Source organism: Nostoc sp. DedQUE09, assembly GCF_034530915.1.
In the GTDB taxonomy this organism is placed as follows: Bacteria; Cyanobacteriota; Cyanobacteriia; order Cyanobacteriales; family Nostocaceae; genus Nostoc.
Genome location: NZ_JAVRCE010000014.1, coordinates 55,161 through 77,651, shown reverse-complemented (window position 1 = coordinate 77,651; position 22,491 = coordinate 55,161). Strand labels below are relative to the sequence as shown.

Below are 22,491 nucleotides of genomic sequence, written 5' to 3'. Positions count from 1 at the left end.
TAATTTACAAGCGTATCAGTCAAAAAAATCAGGTTGTTAACAATCCAATTCAGACAAAAACCAGGCGATCGCACTTAAATTTATCGGTTGAAGCCGTAATTTTTCGATTACCAACTTACTCAAATTTTTGGCTGATACTGTTGACAAAATCGCGATCTGAACGAATGAAACAGCCCTGCGATGCATTGGGGGGATGCCGGAAAATCTATTTCCCTCCCCAATACATACGGGGAGGGTTAGGGTGGGGTAAAAACTTGGGTTTTTCAGCTATTTCAGACTTGTGTGTACACCGTAGCCTTTACAAGGGGGGTAAATCCAGAGTTTGGGCTTCATTACCAAGATGTGTGTACACCGTAGCCTTCTAGGAGATGTAGTGTATACAAACGAAACAAGGTACTGTTACTTTGAAGATTGTTCCGGGAATCCTGTAGTTGTATACCCACCAATTTTGTTAATCTCTCAGCTTAGGTAGGCTTATTTATGCAACTCATCAGCTCGTTAGATATTAGAAATTCAGAATATTTATCCAAAAATCGCCTCATCAGTTATCATCACCAGTTGCGTCTAATTTTTTCGCTGGGTAATCAGGTAAAAAACGTTCTGGAAATTGGGATTTTTAATTCTCTATTAACAGATATCTTGAAGAATAATGGATACAACGTTTCCACTGCTGATGTTGACCCCAGCCTCAAACCAGAAATAATTTTGGATTTGACTACAGATTTTTCCTTACCAAAAGATAAATTTGATGCGATTGTCCTGTTTCAAGTTCTGGAACACTTTCCCTACCCTCAGTCAGAAGAAGCATTGAGAAAACTTGCTATTGCAACCAAGAAATTTTTGGTGATTTCGATTCCCTATTGCACTCAATACCTCTCGTTTCAGGTGAAAACCTCTTTCTCAGGCAGACCAAGGCATTTACTATTCAATGTGCCAAAATTCTGGAGTACAACGCCAGTATGTGACGAACACTGCTGGGAAATGGGTTTGAAAGGATATCCGAAAACGCGGATTTTAAACTCTGTTGCCAAAGCTGGGTTAACTGTTAAGCAAGAATTTATCGATCCCAGTTATCCCTACCATTATTTTTTGGTGTTGGAGAAGAATTCTAGTAATACTTAAACAGCAATCTGTAGGGAGTGGAGAGTCGGAAGTAGGGGAATCCGAATCAGAAAATGGCGGCAAACAATGCTCAAAAAACGTGCGATCGCCTAAGCTATGCTTTTAAAATCCTAATTGGTATCATGCCCTTCTGTGTTCTCCGGGTTTATCCTGGAAAACAGAGGGCTAGGTTGTATTACCTACTATCATCGTTTCAGATACTAACATCGAAAATTACCAATTATGCTAGAACAAGGCACTATCAGTATTCATACTGAGAATATTTTCCCGATCATCAAGAAGTCGCTTTACTCAGATCACCAAATCTTCTTGCGGGAACTGGTATCCAACGCTGTAGACGCCATCCAAAAGCTAAAAATGGTATCCCGCGCCGGCGATTATGCTGGAGATATCGGCGAACCAGAAATTGAAATTGCCATTGACAAAGATAAAAAAACTCTATCCATCTCCGATAACGGCATCGGAATGACCGCAGATGAAGTTAAGAAATATATCAATCAAGTTGCCTTCTCTAGTGCTGAAGAATTTATTCATAAATATGAAGGCAAATCAGATCAACCGATAATCGGCCACTTCGGTCTTGGTTTCTACTCTTCCTTCATGGTGGCGCAAAAGGTAGAAATTGATACCCTTTCCTATCAAGAAGGGGCGCAGGCGGTTCACTGGACTTGTGATGGTTCCCCAGCTTTCACTCTCGAAGAATCTTCCCGAACAACTCGCGGTACTACTATTATTCTCAGCCTGCAAGGGGAAGAAGAGGAATTTCTCGAATCTGCACGAATTAAGAATCTTGTCAAGACATACTGCGACTTTTTGCCAGTCCCAATTAAACTAGATGGCGAAGTAATAAATAAGCAAAAAGCACCGTGGCGAGAGTCTCCGAGTAATCTGACTCAAGAAGATTATTTAGAGTTTTACCGCTACCTGTATCCTTTTCAAGAAGAACCTTTGTTATGGGTACATCTAAATACAGACTATCCCTTTATCATCAACGGGATTCTGTATTTCCCGAAAATGCGACCGGATGTAGATGTTACCAAAGGGCAGATCAAGCTATTTTGCAATCAAGTTTTTGTTAGTGACAACTGCGAAGAAATTATCCCGCAATTTCTGATGCCGATGCGGGGTGTGATTGATAGTACCGATATTCCCCTAAACGTATCGCGTAGTGCCTTGCAAGGCGATCGCACCGTGCGCAGAATTGGTGATTATATTGCCAAAAAAGTAGGCGATCGCCTCAAAGAACTTTTCCGCGATAATCGTGAACAATACATTAGCGCCTGGAAAGACCTCGGCACTTTCGTAAAATTCGGCGTTCTCAACGACGAGAAATTCAAAAAACAAATCGAAGATATCATCGTCTTCCGCACCACTGCCAAGTTAACAGAAAAAGTTGCTGCTGAAACGCCAGTGGTTGAAGTCCAATCTTCAGACGGGGATGCTTGGCAAGATGTCACTCCTGCACCCAGTTCTGACTCAGCACCCAGCGCTCCCTATACTACGCTGAAAGAGTATCTAGAACGCAACAAAGAACGCAACGAAAACCGGGTTTTCTACAGCACCGATGAAGCAACCCAAGCTACATACATAGAATTGCACAAAAATCAAGGTTTGGAAGTCCTGTTTATGGACTCCTTCATCGATACCCACTTTATCAACTTCCTAGAGCGAGAATATCAGGATGTCAAGTTTACGCGCGTAGACTCAGATTTAGATAACACTCTGCTGGAACAAGATAAAGATAAGGAAATTGTCGATCCCAAGACGAACAAAACTCGGAGCGAGACGATTAAAGAGTTATTTGAGAAATCCCTCAACAAACCCAAACTCAACATCCGCACCGAAGCGTTGAAATCAGACGATCCTCAAGGTACACCACCTGCGATCGTGCTTTTACCAGAGATTCTTCGCCGCCTGCGGGAAATGAACGCCATGATGCAGCAGCAGTCAGCAGAGTTTCCCGAAGATCACATTTTGCTGGTGAATACTGCTCACCCGCTAATTCAAAATCTGGCTAATCTGAACCAAGGTAGTATTATCCAAGGTAACGGTGAATCATCTACAGATCAGTTAGTCAACTTGATTTGTCAACACGTTTACGATTTAGCGCTGATGTCTCAGAAAGGATTTGACGCTGAAGGAATGAAATCCTTCGTCGAGCGATCGAATGAGGTACTCACCAAGCTGACGGAACAAGCGAGTAAATAGTGCTGAGTGCTGAGTGCTGAGTGCTGAGTAGGAAGTTAGGAGTTAGGAGTTAGGAGTTAGGAGTTAGGAGTTATTTTTCCCCTGCTCCCCTGCTCCCCTGCCCCCTTGCTCTCCTGCTCCCCTGCTCCCTTGCTCCCCTGCCCCTCTGCCCCTCTGCCCCTCTGCTCCCCCTCCTCATCTCCCCACTTCTGCTGCCTAAGACCTAAAATGGAAAGGCTGTATTAATAAAATAACAATCTGGAGATAGTTGCTATGTCCCGTCGCTGTGAACTAACTGGTAAGAAGGCAAATAACGCTTTTGCTGTTTCCCACTCCCACCGCCGTACTAAACGCCTTCAGCAGGCTAATCTGCAAGACAAGCGTGTTTGGTGGGAAGCCGGAAATCGCTGGGTAAGATTAAAGTTGTCTACTAAAGCAATTAAAACCCTACAAATTAATGGGTTAGAAGCAATGGCAAAAGAAGCTGGGATTAACCTGAATCATTACTAAGTAATCCAGATTTCATAGCCCGAAACTTTTGTAGGTTGGAATATATAGCGGTTCTTGCTTGGGTACAGTACAGTTTTGACCTCTCTCCAAACCTCTCTCCTAAAAGGAGAGAGGCTTTGAATCTTACTCGCCAACGCTAGTAGGGAAGGGGCTGGGGGTTAGGTTTGTATTCTATGCAATTGGGAATCGCTATAGGTGATTCTTAGGGGCGCACAGCTAGCTGTGCGCCCCTAATGTTTATTAACGTGAGTTCGACGGATAGAAAAGCGCAAAAAGCTTGCTATAGCAAAGTGCTGAGTGCTGAGTGCTGAGTGCTGAGTAAGAACCCGGTCGTTTCAAGCCTTTGAGCAATCAACACTGTCCTAACCTATGTGACTACGGCTATATGTATGGATTAGCTTAACTGAACGTGAGTTCGACAAGCCCTTTTTTGACCTCTCCCCCAACTCTCCGACACGGAGAGGGGAACCAAAACCCTAATTTCTCCTTGCTCCTCCCTTTCCCCGTGGGAGAGGGAGGTTGGGAGGGAGAGGTTCATCGAACTCACGTTGATTTAGCAGGCAAGAGGCAAAATAAAGAAGACTCTTTGAATTATACTGAGCTTTTTGACGCAATCAATATGAGTTATTTATGTAATTTTTACACTACGGGTAAATCGCGGTATCTCTAAATAAAAATACTTACCAGTTTTCTATTTTTCATAATTAAAGTTAGACCCTCTATACCCAAAACTAATGATGAATTGATTTTGTAATTGCTCAACACTATTAACAAGAGGCTGAGATAGAGATTACCTAAATAAATAGAAAAGCTACCCGACCTAAAACGACTATAGAACTAGGCAAAATAAGCCTTGATAGTAAAGCTATGAAATAAAATCCATAAACTAAAAACCGCAGAGTAAACTACAAGTAATCAAGACTCTCCACTAACCAAGACTAGTTGAGCAATTACAAATAAACAAGGGAATACTGAAAGCAGGTAGTCTATTTTATTTATAATTTATGACAGCGAACAGTTATGAAGCATCAAAACACTTAGACCTGCAAGAGTGTCACAAACAGCTACAGCTAACGGTTCAATATCAAAAAATATTGGCGAGGATTCTGGCTAAGATTCGTGCATCTGTAAACATCGAATCTCTATGTTCGACTTCTTGCCAAGATATTTGTCGGCAATTGAAGATTGAGCGAGTTGCAATCTACCGCTTTAATGAAGATTGGAGCGGTAGTTTTATTGATCGCTTGGGCTTTGCAGAACATCCTTGGGATGCATTGACCGCCTTTGGACAGGACTTGGTGTGGCAAGATTCGCATTTGCAAGAAACCCAAGGCGGACGATATCGCAAAAATGAGCCGTTTGCTGTAGCTGACATTTACGATGCAGGGCACGCTCGCTGTCATATTGAAGTATTAGAACAGTTTCAGATTCGGGCGTATGCGATCGCACCGATTTTTATTGGTGCAAAATTGTGGGGAATGCTGGCAGCCTATCAACATTCCGCTCCTCGGCAATGGTGTCCTCACGAAGTTGAATTTTTCGCTCAAGCTGCCAGCCATCTTGGTCTAGCAATGCAGCAGACAGAAACCCTAGAACAAACCAAACAACGCACAGCAGAACTGCAAGATGCGATCGCACGGCAACGTGCTTTGACGGAAGTAGTAGGAAATATTCGCTCCTCTGTGAATACCGAAATTATTCTAGACACTGCCTGTCAAGAACTCTGCAAACTCCTGAAGCTAGAGCGGTCAGCAATTTACCGCTTTAATGAAGACTGGAGCGGCGAATTTGTCAGCCAATTCGGTATGGTAGAGGCGCAGTGGGATAGAATCAATCCCTTTGGCAAAAATCTCGTTTGGCAAGATACCCACCTCCAAGAAACGAAAGGTGGACGCTACCGCAATAACGAAAGTTTTGTTGTCAACGACATCTACCAAGCCGGACACTCGCGTTGTCACATCGATATTCTGGAGCAATTCAAGATTCGGGCATATACCTTAGCGCCCATCTTCATCGGGCCAAAACTGTGGGGATTGATAGCAGCCTATCAACACTCCGGGCCGCGTCAATGGGCAAATTACGAAGTAGAATTCCTGGGACAAGTAGGGGCACAATTGGGAGTCGCGATTCAGCAAGCCGAGAATTTGGCTCAGTCGAAACAACAAGCTTCTGCCCTACAAGATGCGATCGCTCGGCAACGAGCATTAACTGAAGTGGTTGGGAAAATTCGCTCCTCTTTAAATATTGATTTAATTCTAAAAACTACTTGCCAAGAAGTATGTAAACTGCTGCGAGTTGAGCGAGTTGGCGTTTATCGCTTCAATCAAGACTGGAGTGGTGAATTCGTCAGTAATTTCGGTATGGTTGAGGCACAATGGGACAGCATCAATCCCTTTGGCAAAAATCTAGTTTGGGAGGATACTCACCTCCAAGAAACCAAAGGCGGACGCTACCGCAACAACGAAAATTTTGCCGTAGAGGATATTTACCAAGCTGGACACTCGCGCTGTCACCTAGAGATTTTGGAGCAGTTCAAAATTCGCGCCTACGCGTTAACTCCAATTTTTGTAGGACGGAATTTGTGGGGATTGCTGGCAGCCTATCAACATTCTGCACCGCGCCAGTGGGATAGTGTGGAAGTGGAATTTTTAGGACAGGTTGCTAGCCAACTAGGAGTGGCACTGCAAAGTTCTCAAATGGTGACTCAAATTCAAACTCGCGCTGATGAACTGCAACAATCGGCTGAACAGCGCCGGATTTTATTTGATTTGGTCGTCAAAATTCGGGAATCTTTGGATTTGGAGACGATCTTTAAGACTACAGTACAGGAAGTGAGGCGATCGCTAAATACAGATCGAGTTGGCATTTTCCGCTTCGATCCTAATGTTGGTTTTTGCAGTGGTGAATTTATTGCTGAAGATGTGTTGCCCAAGTTCGATTCTGCCCTCGCCGTGAAGGTGCAAGACTATTGCTTTGGCGATCAATACGCACCGCAATATCGCCAAGGGCAAGTCCAAGTAATATCTGATGTCAACAGCGTTGGCTCTAAAGTACCTCATCTGGATGTGATTGAGCGATTCCAAGTCAAAGCACAGATTATTGTGCCATTGATGGAAGGAGATGAACTGTGGGGGTTGTTGTGCATTCATCAATGCACCCATACACGTCATTGGGAAGAAGCTGAATTGGAATTTGTCACCCAAGTGGCGGCTCAACTCAGTGTAGCGCTGCGTCAAGCCAACCTGTTTCAACAATCCAGTTTGCTAGGTCAAACTCGTGAAGAAGCGAATCAACTCGCCCAGGCACTGAATGAACTGCGTACTGCCCAAATGCAAATTATCCATGCTGAAAAAATGGCTAGCTTGGGGCAACTGGTGGCGGGAGTCGCCCATGAAATTAATAACCCGATTAATTTCATCCACGGCAACTTAGAACACGCTCACCAATACACGCAAGAATTACTTCGTTATGTGGAGCTTTTTTGGCATCATTATCCCGATGCTGCACCAGAGATCCAAGAGTTTTTCAATAAAGCTGAAATAGAGTATTTATTCGAGGACTTACCTAAATTATTTCAGTCCATGCAGGTTGGTACTGAGCGCATTTGCGAAATTGTCACCTCTTTGCGGAACTTCTCACGCCTAGATGAAGCTGACTTCAAGCCAGCAAATATTCACGAAGGCATCGACAGTACATTGATGATTTTGCAAAACCGCTTAAAGCCCTCAGCCGATAGTTTTACCATTCATGTCAGTAAAGATTATGCTACTTTACCTCTAATAGAATGCTATCCCGGGCAGTTGAATCAGGTATTTATGAATTTGCTGTCCAATGCCATTGATGCATTAGAAGAACGAAGCACGCAGCAATCTTCTGAAGCACTGGCAAAAAACCCCAGCAAAATCAAAATTTCTACCTCCCTGCTCAATAAAGATTGGATTGTCATTCGCATCGTCGACAACGGACTCGGCATGGATGAAAAAGTTCTTTCTCGACTGTTCGATCCATTTTTTACTACCAAGGTTGTCGGTAAAGGTACAGGATTGGGATTGTCTATCAGCTATCAGATAGTTACAGAAAAACATAACGGCAAGATATACTGCCAATCTGAACTTGGTAAAGGTACAGAGTTTGTGATTGAGTTGCCGATTCGTCAGATTGCAGCTAGAAAATCAGTAGCTAAAGTCAACGGATTAGACCAAGAATAAGCAAAGAGGCAAAGTGATGATTTTTGCCAACTCACCTGAAAAATTATCACTTTGCCCTCAGCACTGTTTTGATCACGGCAGTATTAAGGAAGTAGACGCAATTAAATATAAGATGTAGTAATTACGAGCGGAAGGAAGTGAAGCGTGGCAATCTCAGTCTTTGCGATCGCAGCTCTTAGAGACGCTTTGCGAAGGCTGACTCCAACGCAATGACGAACTATCTTATATTTAATCATTTATCGGTAGCGATAATATGTAAATCTATTTTTTGATGCCTAATTAACTCCATCAATCTTTGTGTGAAAGAACCTTTGAGCCATCTTTTCCATGAAGACTGCTGGCTCTCACCAATGATAATTTGAGTAATGTGATAATCTATTGCAACTTGAGCAATTTTCTTGGCGATATTTTGGCTCTTGAAGTGTAAAAATTCGCCACCAAACTCTCGACATAATTTCTCGCAGATATCGATATGTAAACTTTCTTCTTTGGTAAGGAAACGTTCGGGATCTGCTACGAACACAGTATACAGTCGCGCATTCATATAATTGGCGATGCGTGCGCCTCGACGTAGCAACTGCACGGAATCAGGATAAGTAGATACACATACTAAAACTCGTTCGTGAACATTGCAACTTTGTCCTACTAAGTTGGAAGTATTTGCTTCTTCCTCAACTGTATCTGCTACTTCTCTTAATGCTAGTTCCCTTAAAGCAATAAGATTACGACGCTGAAAGAAGTTTTTCAGGGATTGCTCGATTTTTTCAGGAGCATAAATTTTCCCTTCTTGTAAGCGCTCTTCTAAAGTTTCTGGAGTAACATCAATGACAACCACAGCATCAGCTTCATCAAGTACATAATCAGGAATACGCTCTCGCACCACCACACCTGTAATTCTTGCAACTAGGTCATTTAAACTTTCCAAATGCTGAATATTGACAGTGGAATAAACATCAATTCCAGCGGACAAAATTACTTCCACGTTCTGATAACGCTTTTCTCGTTGAGAACCAGGAACGTTAGTATGAGCAAGTTCATCCACTAGAACCAGTTGGGGAGAGCGTTGCAAAATTGCGTCTGTATCCATTTCCTGTAGAGTGACGTTCTGATGGATGCAGGCTTTTTGAGAAACTACCTCTATTCCAGCAGCTTTCATTGCCGTATCTTTGCGTCCATGAGTTTCTAAGACACCGATAACTACATCAATTCCATCTTGTTTGAGTTGATGTGCTTCTTCCAGCATTTTGTAAGTTTTGCCGACACCGGGAGCCATACCAATAAAAATCTTATGTTTCCCGCGTCGGTGAGGACGAATATAAGAACTATCAGGAGATGGGGTATGAGAATGAATCATTAACAAGATATTAGGTAAATTGACAATAGTTAATTTAGAAAGCTGGGAGAAAATGAGAGGGTTACTTTTTTTGAGTTAATCGTTTATTGGGACTGTAATCAGAGCAATTAATCGCGTTTTTGATTGACTCCTTCAAGAACTTAACTTGCAGGCTGTAAAGCATCCAAAGCTATATTTAGCTGCAAAACATTGATTCCAGGTTCACCAAAAATTCCCAGGAATCTGCCATCGATGTTTTGAGATACTAGAGTTTGAATTTGGGCTGGATTCAGATTACGGGCGCTGGCAATACGCCGCACCTGTGCTTGGGCTGCTGCAATACTGATGTGAGGATCTAAACCGGAGCCGGAAGTATAAACTAAATCAGCAGTTGGTTGTATATTGGCTTGTTTCAGCCGTGCTACTTCCACTTGAATGCGTTTGAGGAGTTCAGGATTGCTGGGTGCGAGGTTGCTAGCTCCTGACACCCCAGTTTTTGCAACTTCTGGGGCTATGCTGTATTTTACAGTGCTGGGACGGCTCCAGAAATAGCGATCGCTATTAAAGGGTTGACCTATTAAGGCAGAGCCTACAACTGTACCTTGACTATTAGTAATTAAGCTACCGTTAGCCTGAAAAGGCAATGCTATCTGTCCACAAAATAGCATGAATAAAGGATAGAGAAAGGCTGTTAGTAACCACAAAGCTAAAGTAGAACGAACAGCTTTATTGAGTTGGCTCATTAGAATTTCTCCGGTTGAAAAATGACTACGAACAAATAAATGCTCACACTCAAAGTCATGAGTCCTAAAAGGGCAATAGCATAAGATGCAGAACGTGATATTGCGAACGGTGTTGCGGCTTGTACTGCTGGTGCTAGAAGTACATTCAAGCAAAGCAGTAAAAATAGAGATAAAGGAATACGATTTGGTTTTTCACCAATAAAGTCAAATACATTCTTCATAATTAAAATAGTGAATTGGAATGCAGAGTTTTGGACTAAGCTAGACCTATGGACACAATCAAAACATCAATTATTTTGATGGCAAAGAAGGGAATCAGAACGCCACCAAGTCCATAAATAAAGATATTGCGTTGTAAAAGTTTATCTGCGGTTAATGGTCGAAATTTAACCCCAGTGAGTGCTAAGGGGATGAGTGCTGGAATCACTAAGGCGTTGTAAATCAAAGCTGATAAAACCGCAGATTGGGTACTTGCCAAACCCATAATATTGAGAGTGCCAACACCAATGCCCGAAAATATTGCAGGAAGAATGGCAAAATACTTGGCGATATCGTTAGCAAGAGAAAAAGTGGTGAGTGCGCCACGGGTAATCAGTAATTGTTTACCAATAGTGACGATATCAATTAACTTAGTAGGATCAGAATCTAGGTCTACCATATTAGCAGCTTCTTTTGCTGCTTGAGTACCTGTATTCATTGCTACACCTACATTTGCTTGAGCTAAAGCTGGGGCATCATTAGTACCATCTCCAGTCATGGCTACGAGTTTACCTTGGGCTTGTTCTGTCCGAATTACCTCAATTTTGTCTTCAGGTGTAGCCTCGGCAATAAAGTCATCAACTCCTGCTTCTTCGGCAATCACAGATGCAGTAATACGGTTATCTCCGGTCAGCATAATGGTTTTAATTCCCATTCGCCGCATTTGATCAAAACGTTCTCGAATACCCGGTTTAATGATGTCTTTGAGATAAATTACACCATAAATCACATCATTTTTACAAAGTGCTAATGGAGTACCGCCTAATCGAGAAATTCGTTCAAAGGTGGTATCAAGTTCAGGAGTTAATTTTCCATTACGCGATCGCACAAATCCTTTAATTGCGTCCACTGCACCTTTACGAATTTGCACCTCGTTGGGTAAATCAGTGCCACTCATCCGCGTTTTGGCAGAAAATTCGATGCCTTCTGCTTGTTCGGGGTCAAAATCTAATCTTGCCCCTAATTTTTCTGCCAGTTTGACGATGGATTTTCCTTCTGGAGTTTCATCAAATATGCTTGATTCTAGAGCAACCTTTGCTACCTTCTCCATAGAATGACCGTTAACGGGAATAAATTCCTCTGCCAAACGATTTCCCAAAGTAATCGTACCTGTTTTGTCCAATATCAAGGTGTTGATATCCCCGCAGGCTTCAACCGCTCGTCCAGAAGTAGCAATTACATTAAACTGGGCAACTCTATCCATCCCAGCAATCCCAATAGCACTTAATAATCCGCCAATAGTCGTAGGAATCAGTGCCACAAGTAAGGCTATGAGTACGGCAATACTAATAGGCGAATTAATGTAGACTGACACTGTAGGTAAAGTGGCAATCACAACCAAAAACACTTGAGTGAGAACTGCCAACAAAACCGTCAAGGCGATTTCATTGGGTGTTTTGCTGCGAGAAGCTCCTTCTACTAAACTAATCATGCGGTCAAGAAAGCCTTGACCTGGGTCAGCAGTCACCCGAATTATCAGTTCATCGGAGGTGATACGCGTTCCTCCAGTCACGGAACTAGCAATATCTGAGCCTGGTTCTTTCAATACTGGCGCTGATTCTCCCGTGATAGCAGATTCATCTACAGAGGCAACACCTTTAATCACCTCCCCATCAGCAGGAATAATATCCCCAGCAATTACCTTGATTTGGTCGCCACGACGTAAGGCTGTAGAACTAACCTCTTGGATGGAACCATCAGCAAGGAGTTTTTTGGCTTTAGCATCGGATTTTGCCGATCGCAAGGCATCTGCTTGAGCTTTGCCTCGTCCTTCAGCTACAGCTTCAGCAAAGTTGGCAAAGACAACGGTTAAGAACAGAATCAGCGTAATTAAACCATTGAATAATCTGGGATTGTCACCAGGTGTTGGGCCAAATAAGTTTGGTGCAATTGTTACCAGTGCTGTGATAATCGTACCCAACCAAACTACAAACATCACTGGATTTTTTAGCATATTACGCGGATACAGCTTAACAAATGCTTGCTGAAATGCGCGCTTGTAAAGTCCGGCTGATTTGGCTTTGGTTGTATGTTTGCGTTCTTGTCGCGGTTTTGTAGATGGTGTCATTGGTGATTAATTAATTTAAAAAAATTAGGCACAGGCGCAAACAAGAGAATATTTATCCACCTCTGGCAATCAGAAATGCTTCTGCTATGGGGCCTAAAACAAGTGCGGGAAGGAAGGTAAGAGCGCCAAGAATTAAAATTACTCCGCTTGTAACTCCTGTGAAGAGTCTAGTGTCAGTTCTGAGAGTACCGCTGGTCATAGGAACAAGTTGCTTGCGGGACATACTATCCGCCAAAAGTAACAGTGCAATAATTGAGATATAACGCCCTGCCAACATACTGACACTGGCGCTGAGGTTCCACCACAGAGTGTTATCGTTTAATCCTTCAAAGCCAGAACCGTTATTCGCTGCGGCGGAAGCGTATTCGTAAACTACCTGGGAAACACCATGAAAACCTGGGTTACTAATACCTGAAAGGGTATCAGGAAAACCGAAGGTAATAGCCCAAGGAATGAGAATAGCAAAGGGGTGAACTAATAAGACAACGCTGGCTAGAACAATTTCTGATTTCTCGATTTTGCGTCCTAAAAATTCTGGTGTCCGTCCCACCATTAACCCAGTCAGGAACACCGCCAAAATTAGATAGATAAATAGGTAAGCTGTGCCAGTTCCTTGACCTCCCCAAATAATTTGCAAAAACATATTAAAAAGAGTTGCAAATCCACCTGTAGGCATTAAGGAATCATGCATACCATTAACAGCACCACACATAGTTGCTGTAGTAATGACTGCCCATAATGCTGTTTGTGCCCATCCAAATCGTACTTCTTTGCCTTCTAAATTGGGTTGTTGTCCTCCCAATAGTGGGTTAACAAGGGGATTTCCTTGAAATTCACCTACTGCGGCAATACCTATTAAAAATACAAAGATGACGAAGACCATCCAAAACACTAGCCATGCTTGTTTACGGTTATTAGCAAATATGCCGTAAGTGTAAATCAGTGCTGTGGGAATAGAAATCATTGCCCACATTTCTAATAAGTTCGTAAAGCCGTTGGGATTTTCAAAAGGATGAGCTGAGTTGATCCCAAAGAAGCCACCACCGTTTTCTCCTAATTGTTTAATAATTTCAAAATGGGCAACTGGGCCACGGGCAATTACTTGAGTTGCACCTTCTAAGGTGGTTGCTGTGGCTGGGCCTGCCAAAGTTTCTGGTACACCCGCCAAGATTAATAACAAGCCACCAATCACAGATATGGGTAACAAAATTCGCGTGATTGACTTAATCAAATCGCTGTAAAAGTTGCCTAATGGTCTACCAGTTAAACCACGAATAAAGGCAATTCCTACTGCTAAACCAGTCGCCGCTGAAGTAAACATCAAGAACCCAAGGGCGAAAGTTTGACTAGCATAGCTAAAGGTTGTCTCACCAGAATAATGCTGTTGGTCTGTGTTGGTGAGAAAGGAAAGTGTAGTGTGCAGTGCTAAATCCCAACTTGGCGCACCTAAATTTGTAGGATTCAGCGGCAACCATCTTTGCAGCATCAGGATTAAATAAACTAAAATCCCCATGACGAGATTGCTATACAGTACTGCTTTGGCATACTGCCAACCTGTCATTTCTTCTTGGGGACGTATACCACTAAAGACATAAATAGCTTTTTCTAGGGGATTCATTACTGCATTAAGGAGTGTTTTTTCTCCCATGAAAACACGAGCTATATATTTCCCCAGTAAGGGAGTAGTTGCTATGACTATCAGTAATGTCAAAGCAATTTGCATCCATCCTTGTAACATGAATTTAAAAAAGCTCCTGATACATTTTTATATTGTCGAATTTTTGATGAAACACTCTTTAGCTGAATAGAGAACTGGATGCTTTTTGTTAAGGACAAAATTTAGCAGGGGAACTGAGGCTAAATTTAAAGCAACAGCTAGTACATAATCTCCATGCCAGATGATGGGTTCAGCACTTGCTAGGATGACTTGATTATTTCTAACAATGCCGAGAAATATGCAATTTTTTGGCAATAATAAGCTAGTTAAAGCTTTGCCACAATGGCAGCTGTTGCTCACAATTTTTACACTTGTTAAAGCTAATGCCATAACGCATTTTTGTAATTAAGAGAACGATAGGAAAAATGTTCTCTAGTTGTTACTAAATATCATCAACTAATTTATGAGCTAAAACAAGTAATAGAAAGGTATAAAACAGCGTTTATTTTTTATTTAGAGTGTTTATGAAACAATATACAGCGGTTCTCCGTTGAGTGAGGTACAAGAACCCCACCCCCAACCCCCTCCCCGCAAGCGAGGAGGGGAATATGATGTACCTCATGTGATTAGTAAACGCTATATATTAAATGTTTAAAACGTTTATTTTTAGGTAAACACTTCATTTATTGGTTAATAATTTGGTATAATTAATTTAGGTAAATATGGTTTTTAGTTAAAATAATAAAAAAAATTAACCATCATGCCCTAAATGGTAGATTTGAAAGTTAGATCACTTCATAAAGAATCGCCTTTAGGCAAATCTTTGCTAATTGCGGGTTTATTTGTAGTTGCACTAATTCTGGACTACTCTACACCAACTGAATATGTGTTTAGCTATCTCTACACAGGGCCCATTTTGTTAGCAAACTCCTGGTTAGGGAGACGTGGCACTTTTCAAGCTACCTTCGTTGCAGTATGCCTAACCATGCTGAATCTTGTAATGCCAGGTGGTGAAGTCATGAAGGTTTCTATGATCGCCAGTAGAGCGATCGCAGCGATCGCATTGATTGTCACAGGTGTTTTGAGCGATCGCCTACGTCGTTCGGAAGAAGCGATCGCCCTGACTCGTGCCAAACTAGAAGCTCAAGAGGAACTGTCTAGAGTGCGTGAAGATTTTGCTTCTACTCTCACCCACGATCTCAAAACTCCGTTGCTGGGAGCAATTGAAACTCTCAAAGCTTTTGAACAAGAAAAATTTGGTGCTGTCTCATCGGCACAGAAAAAAGTTTTATCTACAATGACGCGTAGTCATCAAACTTCCCTACAACTGCTAGAAACTTTGTTGGATATCTATCGCAATGATACAGAAGGCTTAAAACTCAACTTAGCACCTGTAGATTTGGCTATTTTGGCAGAAGAAGCTGCTAGTACTCTCTCGGAGTTAGCAGCTAGCCGTCGCGTTTATCTTTCACTTAACTATGGTGACTCTGATTGGCGGCGATCACTATGGGTTAAAGGTGATGCTTTGCAACTTCAACGAGTTTTGACTAATCTTTTAGTTAATGCTATCAACCATTCTCGGCGCGGTGAGCGTGTGGAAGTGGTATTAGAACCGCAAGCTTCCTATCAAGTAGTGAAAATTTTAGATACCGGTGCAGGTATTGTACCTGAACAATTCTCCCATTTATTTGAACGATTTTACCAGGGACATAGCCAACGCCAAGCTAAAGGTTCTGGATTAGGGCTTTACCTATCTCGGCAAATTATTGCAGCCCACGGCGGTATAATTTGGGCAGAGAACAGAGTACCTATTGGTGCGATGTTCGCTTTCAAGCTCCCCGTTTACCCATCTCAATCTTCTCTTACTGTGTGAGATGCCATCTACCCCAATCAAAATTCTCCTAGTAGAAGATGATGAACTTTTTCGTTTAGGTTTGCACGTGCGATTGCAACAAGAAACTGGCTTAGAGATTATCGCTGAGGCCGAAGATGGAGAAACAGCTATTGAGTTAATTAACCAAAAATCTTTCGATGTAGTGCTACTAGATGTGGGATTGCCAGGAATTGGGGGAATAGAGGCCTGTCGTCAAATTAAGCAGCAAAATCCTCAGTTACCAGTTTTAGTTTTGACTTCCCACTCGCAAAAGTCTCTAATTGCCCAATTAATTGAAGCAGGCGCTCAAGGCTACTGTCTCAAAGGAGTGGCAGCAGAAAAATTAGTGCTGGCACTTCGTTCTGTCGCTGCTGGGGCATCTTGGTGGGATGAAACTGCAACCAAAGAAATTCGTTCTACTTTTGCATCTGATCTTGGCGAACCTAACTCAGAAAATATCTCAAAACTTTCCAACCCCCTAACCCAACGCGAACAAGAAATTTTGTTACTGTTGGCAGCCGGAAAAACTAATCAAGAAATTGCTCTGGCACTTTACATCACACCTGGGACTGTGAGGGTTCATGTTCATGCGATTTTGCAGAAATTAGAAGTGCGCGATCGCGCTCAAGCTGTTGTTGTTGCTCTACAAAAAAGTTTAATTAAGGGACTTGTGTAGAAATAAATGTAGGTATCTGGCAATACAGTTCAGTTAAGCTTTTTTCTCTCCCCCTGCTCCCTCTCTGACTTTTCACGGCATCTGGAAAACCTCTCTCTAAATCTCTCTCCTAAAAGGAGAGAGACTTTGAATTTCCCCCTTCCCGCGTCGGGAAGGGGGTTAGGGGGTTAGGTTTTTCGTGGACTTTTCCACATAACGTGAAAAGTCAGGCTCCCTCTGCCTTAACAGATAAATTTGCTTAACCTAAGCGTATTGAGATATCTGGTTGCTACAGTCGGGGTGAAAAATATTAAGCTGGTAGATAGCACATTTAAAATTTAGCGGAAATTCGCGATGCCTGCGGCGGGCTACGCCGACGCATTCATCGGCGGTTTAGAATTTCCCATTGGCGAACTACCTGTAATTACATTATGTTTGATGCATTATCTGACCGTTTAGAATCCGCCTGGAAAAAACTGCGGGGACAGGACAAAATTTCTCAATCCAACATTCAAGATGCATTGCGCGAAGTGCGCCGCGCCTTGTTGGAGGCAGATGTCAATCTCCAGGTAGTCAAAGATTTTATTAGCGAAGTCGAAGCCAAAGCACAGGGAGCCGAGGTGATTGCCGGCGTGCGGCCTGACCAACAGTTCATCAAAATTGTTCACGATGAACTGGTACAGGTGATGGGAGAAGAGAATGTTCCCATCGCAGAAGCCCAGGAACAGCCTACTATTATTCTGATGGCTGGGTTGCAAGGTACTGGTAAAACCACAGCTACCGCTAAGTTAGCCTTACATCTGAGAAAATTAGAGCGTAGCTGTTTGTTGGTGGCGACAGACGTATATCGCCCAGCAGCAATCGACCAGTTGCTAACGTTGGGTAAGCAAATTGAAGTACCAGTATTTGAACTAGGAAGCGACGCCGATCCCGTAGAAATCGCAAGGCAAGGTGTAGAACGCGCTAGGGCAGAAGGTGTCAACACAGTAATTATTGATACTGCTGGTCGTCTGCAAATTGACGAAGACATGATGGCGGAATTAGCCCGCATCAAAGCAACAGTCCAACCCCATGAAACTCTGTTGGTGGTGGACGCGATGACTGGTCAAGAGGCTGCAAATCTTACCCGCACCTTCCACGAACAGATCGGAATTACTGGGGCAATTCTCACCAAATTAGATGGTGATAGCCGTGGTGGTGCAGCGCTTTCGGTGCGAAAGATTTCGGGAGCGCCGATTAAGTTTGTGGGCGTAGGCGAGAAAGTCGAGGCACTGCAACCGTTTTATCCCGATCGCATGGCATCGCGGATTCTCGGTATGGGCGATGTGCTGACCCTGGTAGAAAAAGCCCAAGAAGAGTTTGACTTAGCTGATGCTGAGAAAATGCAGGAGAAAATTTTGTCAGCGAAGTTTGACTTTACTGACTTTCTCAAGCAGTTGCGGATGCTGAAGAATATGGGTTCTCTGGGAGGCTTGATCAAGATGATTCCAGGGATGAACAAGCTCTCAGACGATCAACTCAAGCACGGAGAAACCCAGCTAAAGCGCTGTGAGGCGATGATTAACTCCATGACTCGCCAAGAACGCCATGACCCCGATTTATTAGCTAGTTCTCCCAGTCGGCGGCGGCGGATTGCTGCTGGCTCCGGCTATAGAGAGTCAGATGTGACTAAACTGGTGGGTGATTTCCAAAAAATGCGATCGCTCATGCAGCAAATGGGTCAAGGCGGCTTCCCTGGAATGCCAGGAATGTTCGGCGGTGGTGGCATGGGCAACGCCTTCGCAGGTGCAGGCAATCGTCCCGCAGCCCCTGGATGGCGAGGTTATGATGGTGTCCCAGCCACAAAAAAGAAAAAACCCAAAGATAAAAAGAAAAAAGGCTTTGGCAATCTTTAGTCAAGAGTCATTGGTCATTGGTCATTAACCAATGACAAAGGACAAATGACTAATGACAAATAGCAGCAAATGCTAGGCAGTGCTAAAATTAGCATTTCGACCTCAGAATTTATCAGCAGAGGAAACTAACCTTCAATTTCTCGGCAGCAGCCAGATTTTAAGTTACTTCCTCACCAATTAGTTGCTAACTAATATCTAACAACAGGAGAATGATTCTTCAACCATGATCAAACTGCGCTTGAAACGATTCGGTAAAAAGCGGGAAGCAAGTTACCGCATTGTCGCCATTAACAACCTCGCTCGCCGCGATGGTCGTCCCTTAGAAGAATTGGGATTTTATAATCCCAGAACTGATGAAGTGCGACTAGACGTTCCCGCCATCGTCAAGCGACTACAACAAGGCGCTCAACCTACTGACACCGTTCGTCGCATTCTAGTAAAAGCTAATGTTTTTGAGCAGGTCAGTGCAACAGCCGCATCATAATTTCGGAACAAAACTCCCAACAGCTAGCCCCAACTATGTTGAGCTGGTTCGGTTTTTGGTGCAGCCGTTTTTGGAATCTCCAGAGACATTAAGTGTCGATTGCGAAATTTCTCAGGCCCTCAACCGGGTTTGGGTTCGCATCGCCTTTGAAAGCACAGATAAAGGAAAAGTGTTTGGTCGAGGGGGACGCAATATTCAGGCGATTCGGACAGTAATTGCCGCAGCCGCAGCCGCAGCTGGGCAATCAACATACCTGGATATCTACGGCAGCACCACGCCGGGCCGCGAGGGTATGTCTTTTGATGAAGACACAGAAGATCGATCGCCACCGCCGACTAAGAGAGAACCGCGAAATGATGGGCCTAAACCCATTGTTAAACCGCGCCTCCGTTAGGTTGAAACTAGAGAGCAAATCTGAGCGGTTGTTGTTACCTCCGCTCAGAATTTTTATAACGATGGAAAGTAGCAAAAAGATTTTTAAATCTTTTTTTGGACTCTTCACCAGTAGGGGCTATACCCTCACCCCCAGCCCCTCTCCCATCTTGGGAGAGGGGAGTAAATTTTCCAGTTCCCCTTCTCCCAATAGCGAGAAGGGGTTAGGGGATGAGGGCAAGCTGTACGCCCCTACGGATGATTAATTTGTTGCAAATATTTTTCAAAATGTAGGTAATAAAAGCATAATTTCGCCGTTAGCGAGAAAAAATTAACCTTTGTCAAATACAGATCCTCACCAATTAAGAAATACTATGGCAGGTGCCTTAACAATTCAGCTGCCGAATATTACCAGTGCGATCGCTCTAGCCGGAGATGGAGAAGAAAATCTCAAAATGCTATCTCGGCAAACAGGAGCTGCTTTAGTTCTACGTGGACAGGAATTAGTAATTTCTGGTACCGAAAAGCAAATTGATCTGGCTTCTCGATTAGTGCGATCGCTTGAAGACCTCTGGATTAAAGGCAATACTATTTCCAGTGCCGATATTTTAACAGCCCGTCAAGCTATAGATAGCGATCGCCAAGGGGAACTGCAAGATTTACAGCGAGATGTCCTTGCCAAAAGTCGTCGGGGTGAAGAAGTCCGTGCCAAAACCTTCCGCCAGCGCCAATATATTGACGCACTCCGTAAACGCGATCTCACCTTTGGAATTGGCCCTGCTGGTACCGGCAAGACTTATCTGGCTGTTGTTGTCGCCGTGCAAGCACTCCTTGCCAACCAAGTTGAAAAATTAATTTTAACTCGCCCTGCCGTCGAAGCCGGTGAAAAACTCGGTTTTTTGCCTGGAGATTTACAGCAAAAAGTTAATCCCTATCTTCGTCCACTTTACGATGCTATTTATGAATTCATCGACCCAGAAAAAGTACCCAGTTTAATGGAACGCGGTGTGATTGAAGTTGCACCACTCGCCTATATGCGGGGACGCACTCTCAATAACGCTTTTATAATTGTCGATGAAGCTCAAAATACTACACCTGCTCAGATGAAAATGGTTTTGACTCGTTTGGGTTTCCGTTCGCGGATGGTGATTACAGGCGACATGACACAAACTGATTTACCGCTTCATCAACAATCGGGTTTAGGAGTGGCTTTACAAATTTTAAAACACGTTGAAGGCATCGCCTTTTGCGAATTTTCCCAAAGAGATGTTGTACGCCATCCTCTAGTTCAGCGTATTGTCGCTGCTTATGAACAATACGAAAAATAGTCAAATGACAAAGGACAAATGACAAATGACCACAACATTGAAAGAATTTTTAGAAGCTTGCGAGACTCTTGGAACGTTGCGTTTAATTGTTACTAGTAGCGCTGCTGTTTTAGAAGCACGGGGTAAGATAGAAAAGTTATTTTATGCAGAATTGCCTAAAGGTAAATATGCGAATATGCACACTGAAGGCTTTGAGTTTCACTTGAATATGGATAAAATTACTCAGGTGAAATTTGAAACAGGTGAAGCGAAAAGAGGTAACTTTACAACCTATGCTATCCGGTTTTTAGATGATAAACAGGAATCTGCTTTAAGCCTCTTTTTACAATGGGGTAAACCAGGAGAATATGAACCAGGACAAGTGGAAGCTTGGGAAGCTCTAAAAGAGAAGTATGGGGAAGTTTGGGAACCTTTAACAGCAGAAATTTAATACAGCTAAACTGATAGGGGTGGAGGAAATCGGATATCTGCACTGAACTGCTCGATATTAACGCTGCGATGAATTGGTAAAATATATTCTAAATTTTCGTGAGGACGGGGAATAATGTGATTAGAAAGTACCTCGCCACCGTCAACTCGCAGCACCGCCTTTAATCCTGCTGTCACTGCTACATTCACCTCGCCTATAACTCCTCGAATTAAGACAGTAATTCGTCCCAAATCAGTATTTTCATAACCAACAAGGGTTACACGGGCAGCTTTACACATGGCATCTCCCACTTCCAAAGCTGTGGGAACGCCATAAACTTCAATCATGCCTAATGCCAATGTCATGCTATCACTATAAATTCGGGATAGGGCTAATTATCTCACTACAAAGTTTTAATTTATTACAGAAAATTACTTACAGCTATTTTCAGATAAATAGACCACGCGGTAGGGGCGCAAGGCCTTGCGCCCCTACGACAGGTGTGGTTCAAATACATGAAAACTGCTGTATTTTATTATCGATAAATAATAAACATTAAATACAAAACTACTAATGCTTGTAATGAAGGGAATTTGGAGTTTTTGCTTGTTGTTTTTTTTCCTGTTGTGGGGTAATGAAGCTTTTGCGGGAGAGTTGTCTGAAAGGTTAGCAAATTTTCCCCAATGGGAAAAACTAACTTCAGTGCAATCGGCTTCGGGTGATTTGGTTTATCCTGAATGGATGGCTGGTACTTGGAAAGTTACAAGTACATTAGTAGATTTAGCTGCGCCTTTAGCACCAGAGATTGTAACACCAGGGTTTGAAGGTAATCGCCGACAATTAAATCAACCTGTGAGTTTTGTAGTAAGATTTGTGAAAGAGCAACCATCTATTTCTCGGTTAAAAATACTTCCTCAGATAGGTTACAAATTACCAATTTTAGTAGCGGATAGAGCATTTAATAGCTTGAATTTGGCAAGGGCTTATTTAGGGGATGAAGCAGTGTTATCAGTCAAAGTAGATCCAGATTCACCTAATCGTCAAATTATGTTCTTGCGTAGCAGTCGCCAACTAGTTTCTATTGTGACTGCACGTGCTACAGAAACTACCCCTGATGGCAAGTTCATCACCACAGAAGTGTTTCAACAGCTATTTAAAGGTGGCTCACGCCCCTATTTAAACTCTGTAGAATCGACTACGGCTTATCATAAAGTTCCAACATCTAATCCGGCGATTGAAGCAGATCAAGTTACTGCTGTCTATCTTTCACCCCAAGATCCAGATTACTTTAAAGCAAGTTCTCGACCAGTTGCTCTCTATCGCTATCGCCTCGAATTTTTCCCTCAAGAACTACCAACTACTCCCAAAGAGTGATTTGTCATCTAGTTC

19 protein-coding genes are annotated in these 22,491 nt (G+C 43.0%); 12 read left to right on the top strand and 7 right to left on the bottom strand.

Going from position 1 to position 22,491, the window contains the following annotated elements:
* The first annotated feature begins 480 nt into the window (after positions 1-480).
* From RMY27_RS11670 to RMY27_RS11655, 4 genes are all read left to right on the top strand, one after another.
* Positions 481-1,122, top strand: coding sequence for a class I SAM-dependent methyltransferase (locus RMY27_RS11670; protein ID WP_322663304.1), 642 nt, complete (start codon positions 481-483; stop codon positions 1,120-1,122).
* Positions 1,123-1,344: 222 nt separating this feature from the next.
* Entirely contained in the window at positions 1,345-3,330 is a 1,986-nt protein-coding gene (gene htpG, locus RMY27_RS11665) for a molecular chaperone HtpG (protein ID WP_322663303.1), read from the top strand.
* Positions 3,331-3,582: 252 nt separating this feature from the next.
* A complete protein-coding gene (gene rpmB / locus RMY27_RS11660) occupies positions 3,583-3,819 on the top strand; it encodes a 50S ribosomal protein L28 (protein WP_322663302.1) in 237 nt (78 codons plus the stop codon).
* A gap of 1,004 nt (positions 3,820-4,823) precedes the next feature.
* Entirely contained in the window at positions 4,824-8,027 is a 3,204-nt protein-coding gene (locus RMY27_RS11655) for a GAF domain-containing protein (RefSeq protein WP_322663301.1), read from the top strand.
* 232 nt (positions 8,028-8,259) lie between these two features.
* On the opposite strand, the gene RMY27_RS11650 is transcribed toward RMY27_RS11655, so the two are convergent.
* The 6 genes from RMY27_RS11650 to RMY27_RS11625 all read right to left on the bottom strand — a co-directional run bounded on the left by RMY27_RS11650 (position 8,260) and on the right by RMY27_RS11625 (position 14,476).
* Positions 8,260-9,381 carry a universal stress protein gene (locus RMY27_RS11650; RefSeq protein ID WP_322663300.1) on the bottom strand — a complete coding sequence of 374 codons (1,122 nt, stop codon included), beginning with the start codon at positions 9,379-9,381 and terminating at the stop codon, positions 8,260-8,262.
* 140 nt (positions 9,382-9,521) lie between these two features.
* A complete protein-coding gene (gene kdpC / locus RMY27_RS11645; protein ID WP_322663299.1) occupies positions 9,522-10,103 on the bottom strand; it encodes a K(+)-transporting ATPase subunit C in 582 nt (193 codons plus the stop codon).
* Positions 10,103-10,324, bottom strand: a complete 222-nt coding sequence (locus RMY27_RS11640; RefSeq protein ID WP_322663298.1) for a potassium-transporting ATPase subunit F — start codon at positions 10,322-10,324, stop codon at positions 10,103-10,105. Before RMY27_RS11640 ends, kdpC begins: the two co-directional genes overlap by 1 nt.
* A 35-nt stretch (positions 10,325-10,359) precedes the next feature.
* Entirely contained in the window at positions 10,360-12,429 is a 2,070-nt protein-coding gene (gene kdpB, locus RMY27_RS11635) for a potassium-transporting ATPase subunit KdpB (protein ID WP_322663297.1), read from the bottom strand.
* 52 nt (positions 12,430-12,481) lie between these two features.
* Positions 12,482-14,167, bottom strand: coding sequence for a potassium-transporting ATPase subunit KdpA (gene kdpA, locus RMY27_RS11630; protein WP_322663296.1), 1,686 nt, complete (start codon positions 14,165-14,167; stop codon positions 12,482-12,484).
* A 27-nt stretch (positions 14,168-14,194) separates the two neighbouring features.
* Positions 14,195-14,476 carry a hypothetical protein gene (locus RMY27_RS11625; protein ID WP_322663295.1) on the bottom strand — a complete coding sequence of 94 codons (282 nt, stop codon included), beginning with the start codon at positions 14,474-14,476 and terminating at the stop codon, positions 14,195-14,197.
* 379 nt (positions 14,477-14,855) lie between these two features.
* Between RMY27_RS11625 and RMY27_RS11620 the strand changes: the two genes are divergently transcribed.
* From RMY27_RS11620 to RMY27_RS11590, 7 genes are all read left to right on the top strand, one after another.
* Positions 14,856-15,959, top strand: a complete 1,104-nt coding sequence (locus RMY27_RS11620) for a HAMP domain-containing sensor histidine kinase (protein ID WP_322663294.1) — start codon at positions 14,856-14,858, stop codon at positions 15,957-15,959.
* Position 15,960: 1 nt separating this feature from the next.
* On the top strand, positions 15,961-16,635 hold the full coding sequence (locus RMY27_RS11615; protein WP_322663293.1) for a response regulator transcription factor: 675 nt from the start codon (positions 15,961-15,963) through the stop codon (positions 16,633-16,635).
* A 410-nt stretch (positions 16,636-17,045) separates the two neighbouring features.
* Positions 17,046-18,509, top strand: coding sequence for a signal recognition particle protein (ffh, locus tag RMY27_RS11610; protein ID WP_322663292.1), 1,464 nt, complete (start codon positions 17,046-17,048; stop codon positions 18,507-18,509).
* Between the two features lie 223 nt (positions 18,510-18,732).
* On the top strand, positions 18,733-18,993 hold the full coding sequence (gene rpsP, locus RMY27_RS11605; RefSeq protein ID WP_292783039.1) for a 30S ribosomal protein S16: 261 nt from the start codon (positions 18,733-18,735) through the stop codon (positions 18,991-18,993).
* Complete coding sequence (locus tag RMY27_RS11600) at positions 18,956-19,387, top strand: KH domain-containing protein (protein ID WP_322663291.1); 432 nt, start codon at positions 18,956-18,958, stop codon at positions 19,385-19,387. Before rpsP ends, RMY27_RS11600 begins: the two co-directional genes overlap by 38 nt.
* A 352-nt stretch (positions 19,388-19,739) precedes the next feature.
* Positions 19,740-20,693, top strand: coding sequence for a PhoH family protein (locus RMY27_RS11595; RefSeq protein ID WP_322663290.1), 954 nt, complete (start codon positions 19,740-19,742; stop codon positions 20,691-20,693).
* Between the two features lie 25 nt (positions 20,694-20,718).
* A complete protein-coding gene (locus tag RMY27_RS11590) occupies positions 20,719-21,123 on the top strand; it encodes a ChuX/HutX family heme-like substrate-binding protein (RefSeq protein ID WP_322663289.1) in 405 nt (134 codons plus the stop codon).
* 5 nt (positions 21,124-21,128) lie between these two features.
* Here RMY27_RS11590 and RMY27_RS11585 read toward each other — a convergent pair whose 3' ends face one another.
* A complete protein-coding gene (locus RMY27_RS11585; protein WP_322663288.1) occupies positions 21,129-21,467 on the bottom strand; it encodes a carbon dioxide-concentrating mechanism protein CcmK in 339 nt (112 codons plus the stop codon).
* A 208-nt stretch (positions 21,468-21,675) separates the two neighbouring features.
* Here RMY27_RS11585 and RMY27_RS11580 point away from each other — a divergent pair, with 208 nt between their 5' ends.
* Entirely contained in the window at positions 21,676-22,476 is an 801-nt protein-coding gene (locus RMY27_RS11580) for a DUF6816 family protein (protein ID WP_322663287.1), read from the top strand.
* Positions 22,477-22,491: the final 15 nt, after the last annotated feature.

What these genes read in the sequence shown, in the direction of transcription:
- RMY27_RS11600 (WP_322663291.1), top strand. Translation starts at nt 18,956, where the DNA reads ATGTTTTTGAGCAGGTCAGTGCAACAGCCGCATCATAATTTCGGAACA.
- ffh (WP_322663292.1), top strand. Translation starts at nt 17,046, where the DNA reads ATGTTTGATGCATTATCTGACCGTTTAGAATCCGCCTGGAAAAAACTG.
- RMY27_RS11640 (WP_322663298.1), bottom strand. Translation starts at nt 10,324, where the DNA reads ATGAAGAATGTATTTGACTTTATTGGTGAAAAACCAAATCGTATTCCT.
- htpG (WP_322663303.1), top strand. Translation starts at nt 1,345, where the DNA reads ATGCTAGAACAAGGCACTATCAGTATTCATACTGAGAATATTTTCCCG.
- RMY27_RS11655 (WP_322663301.1), top strand. Translation starts at nt 4,824, where the DNA reads ATGACAGCGAACAGTTATGAAGCATCAAAACACTTAGACCTGCAAGAG.
- RMY27_RS11650 (WP_322663300.1), bottom strand. Translation starts at nt 9,381, where the DNA reads ATGATTCATTCTCATACCCCATCTCCTGATAGTTCTTATATTCGTCCT.
- RMY27_RS11585 (WP_322663288.1), bottom strand. Translation starts at nt 21,467, where the DNA reads ATGACATTGGCATTAGGCATGATTGAAGTTTATGGCGTTCCCACAGCT.
- RMY27_RS11595 (WP_322663290.1), top strand. Translation starts at nt 19,740, where the DNA reads ATGGCAGGTGCCTTAACAATTCAGCTGCCGAATATTACCAGTGCGATC.
- kdpB (WP_322663297.1), bottom strand. Translation starts at nt 12,429, where the DNA reads ATGACACCATCTACAAAACCGCGACAAGAACGCAAACATACAACCAAA.
- rpmB (WP_322663302.1), top strand. Translation starts at nt 3,583, where the DNA reads ATGTCCCGTCGCTGTGAACTAACTGGTAAGAAGGCAAATAACGCTTTT.
- RMY27_RS11590 (WP_322663289.1), top strand. Translation starts at nt 20,719, where the DNA reads ATGACCACAACATTGAAAGAATTTTTAGAAGCTTGCGAGACTCTTGGA.
- RMY27_RS11615 (WP_322663293.1), top strand. Translation starts at nt 15,961, where the DNA reads ATGCCATCTACCCCAATCAAAATTCTCCTAGTAGAAGATGATGAACTT.
- RMY27_RS11580 (WP_322663287.1), top strand. Translation starts at nt 21,676, where the DNA reads ATGCTTGTAATGAAGGGAATTTGGAGTTTTTGCTTGTTGTTTTTTTTC.
- kdpC (WP_322663299.1), bottom strand. Translation starts at nt 10,103, where the DNA reads ATGAGCCAACTCAATAAAGCTGTTCGTTCTACTTTAGCTTTGTGGTTA.
- kdpA (WP_322663296.1), bottom strand. Translation starts at nt 14,167, where the DNA reads ATGTTACAAGGATGGATGCAAATTGCTTTGACATTACTGATAGTCATA.
- RMY27_RS11625 (WP_322663295.1), bottom strand. Translation starts at nt 14,476, where the DNA reads ATGGCATTAGCTTTAACAAGTGTAAAAATTGTGAGCAACAGCTGCCAT.
- RMY27_RS11620 (WP_322663294.1), top strand. Translation starts at nt 14,856, where the DNA reads ATGGTAGATTTGAAAGTTAGATCACTTCATAAAGAATCGCCTTTAGGC.
- rpsP (WP_292783039.1), top strand. Translation starts at nt 18,733, where the DNA reads ATGATCAAACTGCGCTTGAAACGATTCGGTAAAAAGCGGGAAGCAAGT.
- RMY27_RS11670 (WP_322663304.1), top strand. Translation starts at nt 481, where the DNA reads ATGCAACTCATCAGCTCGTTAGATATTAGAAATTCAGAATATTTATCC.